This window comes from Streptomyces sp. NPDC051172, assembly GCF_040682555.1.
In the GTDB taxonomy this organism is placed as follows: Bacteria; Actinomycetota; Actinomycetes; order Streptomycetales; family Streptomycetaceae; genus Streptomyces.
In genome coordinates this window covers 1-4,052 of record NZ_JBFBBE010000251.1, presented here as the reverse complement: position 1 = coordinate 4,052, position 4,052 = coordinate 1, and the positions used below count along the sequence as shown (strand labels likewise).

Annotated in this window: 4 protein-coding genes and 3 pseudogenes; 3 read left to right on the top strand and 4 right to left on the bottom strand. The window is 68.3% G+C overall.

The genetic code is table 11. The features are described 5' to 3' along the window. Positions 1–321 precede the first annotated feature (321 nt). Positions 322–513, bottom strand: coding sequence for a SpoIIE family protein phosphatase (locus tag AB0N07_RS49850; RefSeq protein ID WP_365847485.1), 192 nt, complete (start codon positions 511–513; stop codon positions 322–324). Between the two features lie 15 nt (positions 514–528). Here AB0N07_RS49850 and AB0N07_RS49845 point away from each other — a divergent pair, with 15 nt between their 5' ends. After that, complete coding sequence (locus AB0N07_RS49845) at positions 529–693, top strand: hypothetical protein (RefSeq protein WP_365847483.1); 165 nt, start codon at positions 529–531, stop codon at positions 691–693. A gap of 102 nt (positions 694–795) precedes the next feature. Here AB0N07_RS49845 and AB0N07_RS49840 read toward each other — a convergent pair whose 3' ends face one another. Then, the gene (locus AB0N07_RS49840) at positions 796–1,158 is read right to left on the bottom strand and encodes a hypothetical protein (protein WP_365847481.1); all 363 of its coding nucleotides are present in this window, start codon (positions 1,156–1,158) and stop codon (positions 796–798) included. Positions 1,159–1,435: 277 nt separating this feature from the next. On the opposite strand from AB0N07_RS49840, the pseudogene AB0N07_RS49835 reads away from it, so the two are divergent. Next, positions 1,436–1,590, top strand: a pseudogene (locus AB0N07_RS49835) (RidA family protein); the annotation flags it as partial. 452 nt (positions 1,591–2,042) lie between these two features. Next, entirely contained in the window at positions 2,043–3,032 is a 990-nt protein-coding gene (locus AB0N07_RS49830; RefSeq protein WP_365847479.1) for an aldo/keto reductase, read from the top strand. Between the two features lie 355 nt (positions 3,033–3,387). Here AB0N07_RS49830 and AB0N07_RS49825 read toward each other — a convergent pair. Together AB0N07_RS49825 and AB0N07_RS49820 are read right to left on the bottom strand one after the other, a co-directional pair. Beyond that, positions 3,388–3,468: pseudogene (locus AB0N07_RS49825) on the bottom strand (transcriptional regulator); the annotation flags it as partial. Between the two features lie 10 nt (positions 3,469–3,478). Continuing rightward, positions 3,479–3,876, bottom strand: a pseudogene (locus AB0N07_RS49820) (IS5 family transposase); the annotation flags it as partial. Between the last annotated feature and the right edge of the window lie 176 nt (positions 3,877–4,052).

The following is a 4,052-nucleotide window of genomic DNA, read 5'->3' as shown; positions in this document are numbered from 1 at the left end:
TTCCCGTGGTCGGCCCTCAGCACCATGCTGACCAGCGAGCTGCACAGCATCACAGAGACATCGGTTTCGGCCGGAACGAACACTTCACGATCCCGGCCGCGGCCCGCCCCTTGCCAGGGCACGCAGAAGCACCCTCAGCGCGCGCCACGGCATTTACCGTCCCCCCGGCGCGCGCCGAAGGCGCGCTGGACTGCTGACCAGCACAAATGAGGAAGCGCGACTGTGCTAAGGATGGCGGCTGCCGTCTTGGGGGCGTCCTTGGCCCGCCGGTTGACCATCCTTCGAAAGTCGTTCCTCCCAGAGGTTGACCAGGACCGAAAATCAGAGGGCCAGGCGGCGGATCGCGACTGCGGCCGCGTCGTCGTCCAGGTGGTCGTGGACGTGGGCCAGAAGGTCGTCATGGAGAGCGCACAGGAACTCGTCAGGGTCGTCATTGGACCACGAGGGCGCCCGGTCAGTGAGCTGGTAGAAGAGGTGGCCAGCGTCACGTGCCTCGATGACGCCGTCTGACACCCGGATCAGGAATGGGTGTTCAGCCGGGAGGAGTTGTTGGACCGCTTCACCGCACTGCCCGCCGGGAAGTTCCCGCAGACTCGACGCCACGCCGCGGAGCTGATCTCCGGCACCGGACACGACCGCTTCGCGTTCGCCCTCGACCTGCTCATGAACAATCTGCGGCCCGCATCCGGTTGACTCGGGGGAGGCCGACGTCGTCACCGGACCGGTGGCAGCGCACCGGGCCCTTCCCTCGGCCTGCGTTGGGCGGCAGGCTGAGGGAAGAGCTGTCGGCGGAGGTCAGTTCGCGGGGCCCCAGCCGGTGAGGCCGTTGGCCTCGTCGAGTACCTCGACCTGGAGGTTTTGGCCAGGGCCGTCGTAGATGTCGCCCTGGTTGCCGGCCGGCGACATCGACGAGTAGGCGTCGCGGCCGGCGTTGTTGTCCCAGATCACGTAGAGGCACGAGCTACGGTCGACTGTCGGGTCCACGTACATGTGGTCGTGACCCGATTCGATCCTGGTGAACTCCAAGGCCTGGCAAGCTGAGTCAGCCGCCACCGTGACCGGGGCCACGCTGGCGTTGGCCAGGCCTGGTGCGGCGAGCACCATTGCGGAGGCGGCCATTGCCAGTGCGCCGACTCGGACGAAACCTCTGCGAGGCATTTCTGCTCCTTCCGGCCTGCGACCCGAGTGGCCGCCGGGCTCTCATGCGTGAAACATATGTTCCCCGAACGTTTCGTCGATTGGGGCGACTTGACGTGAAGCGGCCTGATTGGGCTGCCTTGGGTAACTGCGCGGAGGCGCGATTCCCGCACGAATCCGTGTAGCAGCGCGACGGTGTCGTCACGCAGTCGCCCATTCGAGCCCGAGGTCGGGGAGTACGGGCCCTGTTCGCAGGTGCGCAGGGCGGCCTTGGAGGCCTTGGAATAATGGAGGCATTGGTCCCTTCCACGACGTGGCGAAGCTGACCTTCTAGGTCGTGGACCGGACCCCCGACAAGATGGCGCAACTCCTGGAGGGGGTCACCAGGGCAGCCGCGAAGCTGGGGATCACCCCGGCCCCGCCGACACGCTGATAGGCGTTGCAGCACTGGACGGACGGCCTTGCCTCACTGGACGCCGGCGTGGCCGGCTGGTTCAGCCGTACCCCGGGGCGTTTCCGGTCACCGCGCTGGCCGCAGCGGCGCGCGTGGCGGCCGGGACGTTCGGGCGACACGCCCGGGCAGCCGACGTGCGGGGTGGGCAGGCCGGTGCGCACGGCGCCCGTCTGCGAGAGCCTGCCTGTGACCGTTCTTGTGCCGTGCATGAGCTGAGGGCGTGTCCCGGGTCGGTGCCCCTTGCAGTGGCTGCCCGGGCGGGCCGGCATGAGGACGGCTTGCGCTGGAGTGCGCTCCAGGCCGTAGCGTCGCAGACAGCGGACCGCACCCGGCCCCGAAGTCCGTCGGTTCCCTCCCCGAGATGCGGGACGGCGGAATCTGCTGCCGGATGGACGAGAGTTCGGTGCGGCCCGGACAGTGAAGCGTGTGTTCAGAAAGGCTGGGACAGAGCATGCAGAAGCGCAGTCTGCGGGAGCTTGAGGTATCGGCGATCGGCCTGGGGTGCATGGGCATGTCCGCCTTCTACGGGTCCGCTGACGAAGAGGAGGGAATCGCGACGATCGGGCGTGCCCTCGATCTCGGCGTGACCTTCCTCGACACCGCGCAGATGTACGGACCGCTGACGAACGAGTCGCTGGTCGGCGAGGCGATCCGGGGGCGCCGCGAGGAGTTCGTGCTGGCGACGAAGTTCAACTACCGGATGGACCACGCCCGTCCGGGCGACTTCAGCACGGTCGGCCCGCAGGACGGTTCGGCCGCGCACGTGCACAGCTCGGTCGAGGGGTCCCTGCAGCGCCTGGGGACCGACTACATCGACCTCTACTACCAGCACCGGGTCGATCCGGATGTGCCCATCGAGGAGACGGTGGGCGCGCTCGGCGAACTGGTCGCCCAGGGCAAGGTGCGCTACATCGGCCTGAGTGAGGCAAGCGCGGAGACCATCCGCCGCGCCCACGCCGTGCACCCGATCACGGCCGTGCAGAGCGAGTACTCGCTGTGGTCGCGGGACGTGGAGAGCGAGGTGCTGCCCGCGTGCCGGGAGCTGGGCATCGGTTTTGTGCCGTACTCGCCGCTCGGCCGCGGTTTCCTCGCCGGCCGGTTCACTACGCCCAACGAGTTGGATGCGGACGACTGGCGCCGCCAGAACCCGCGTTTCAATGACGACAACCTGGAGGCGAACCTGCGGCTGGCGGCCAAGGTGAAGGAGATCGCCGCGGAGAAGGACGTGACCCCGGCGCAGCTGGCGATCGCCTGGGTGCTGGCCCAGGGCGAGGACCTGGTGCCGATCCCCGGCACCAAGCGCCGCACCTACCTGGAGCAGAACGCGGCGGCGGTGGACATCACACTGACCAAGGACGACCTGGCCCGCATCGACGCGGAACTGCCCGAGGCGGCAGGGGAGCGTTACGACGAGGCGGGGATGCGGTCGGTCAACCGCTAGGCGGCGCCCGCGTGGAGAGGTCGGCGGGTTCAGCCGCCGACCTCTGGGCTCCTCGCATGCCTCGTGCCGCTCGGCGGCCGATGACCACGGCATAGATCATCGGGCGGGTCCGGCGCCAGCGGGATGGCGGGTCCGCCCTTCATCACGTGCTTGCCCGCGTGCACCGCACGCATCTGGGGTGGGACCGGTGAGAAGCTCGTGGTCGTGGCCAGCTCCATCGCCCCGATGCGGCATATCGTCCACGCAACGAGGGCTGGCAGACCGAGCGGGCCCGGCCGATGCCGAGTGGCGGCCGAGAGGATATGCAGTGCCCTGGCAAGGGGGCCTCGGTCCCTGCGGGCGGCCGCCCGCGATCGGCGTCAAGGGCATCGAGCACTGCGTCGCTGTTCGCCCTCGCCCACTCGGTCAGCATGTGGATCGGACCGATCAGCGTCGCCCTAGTCTAGGCCGCGGGAACGCCCGAGGGCGTGATCAGCGGGTTCGGCTCGGCCGACTGCCCCTTTTTGAGTGCGCCGGCGGCGTGCTGGTGGGCTCGGACGATGGTCGAGTCGACCGGCACGGTCCAGTCGATGTCGTCCTCACCATCGGCTGCGGCCAGGAGAGCGGCGAGTCTGCGTTCCCATGTGCCGTCGACGGCCCATCTGATCAGGCGCTTGTGAGCAGTCCGGAACGGGCCGAGCTCGTCCGGCAGGTCTCGCCACGGCGAGCTGGTGCGGTACTTCCACGCGATGGCCTCAAGTGTGCGGCGCTGGTCGGCCCGCCGCCGCCCGCGAACCGGATCGGCCGGCATCAGTGGCGCGATCCTGTCCCACATCGCATCAGTGATCACTAATCGGACAGGCACATCCAGTCAAGCGAGTAACCAGCCAGGCGGACACGTGTCAGGGCTGCCCATCCCAAGCTGGAAGTTCCGCTGCGGTGACAATGAGTGACTCCGTCGGGAATCTTGAGGACGGGCAGTAAACGATCGTGACGTTGCGTCAGGCTCGTTGGAACGTTCCGCCCATGTTTCGCAGGAGC

Coding starts and splice junctions, on each gene's coding strand:
- AB0N07_RS49840 (WP_365847481.1), bottom strand. CDS start 1,158: ATGCCTCGCAGAGGTTTCGTCCGAGTCGGCGCACTGGCAATGGCCGCC.
- AB0N07_RS49830 (WP_365847479.1), top strand. CDS start 2,043: ATGCAGAAGCGCAGTCTGCGGGAGCTTGAGGTATCGGCGATCGGCCTG.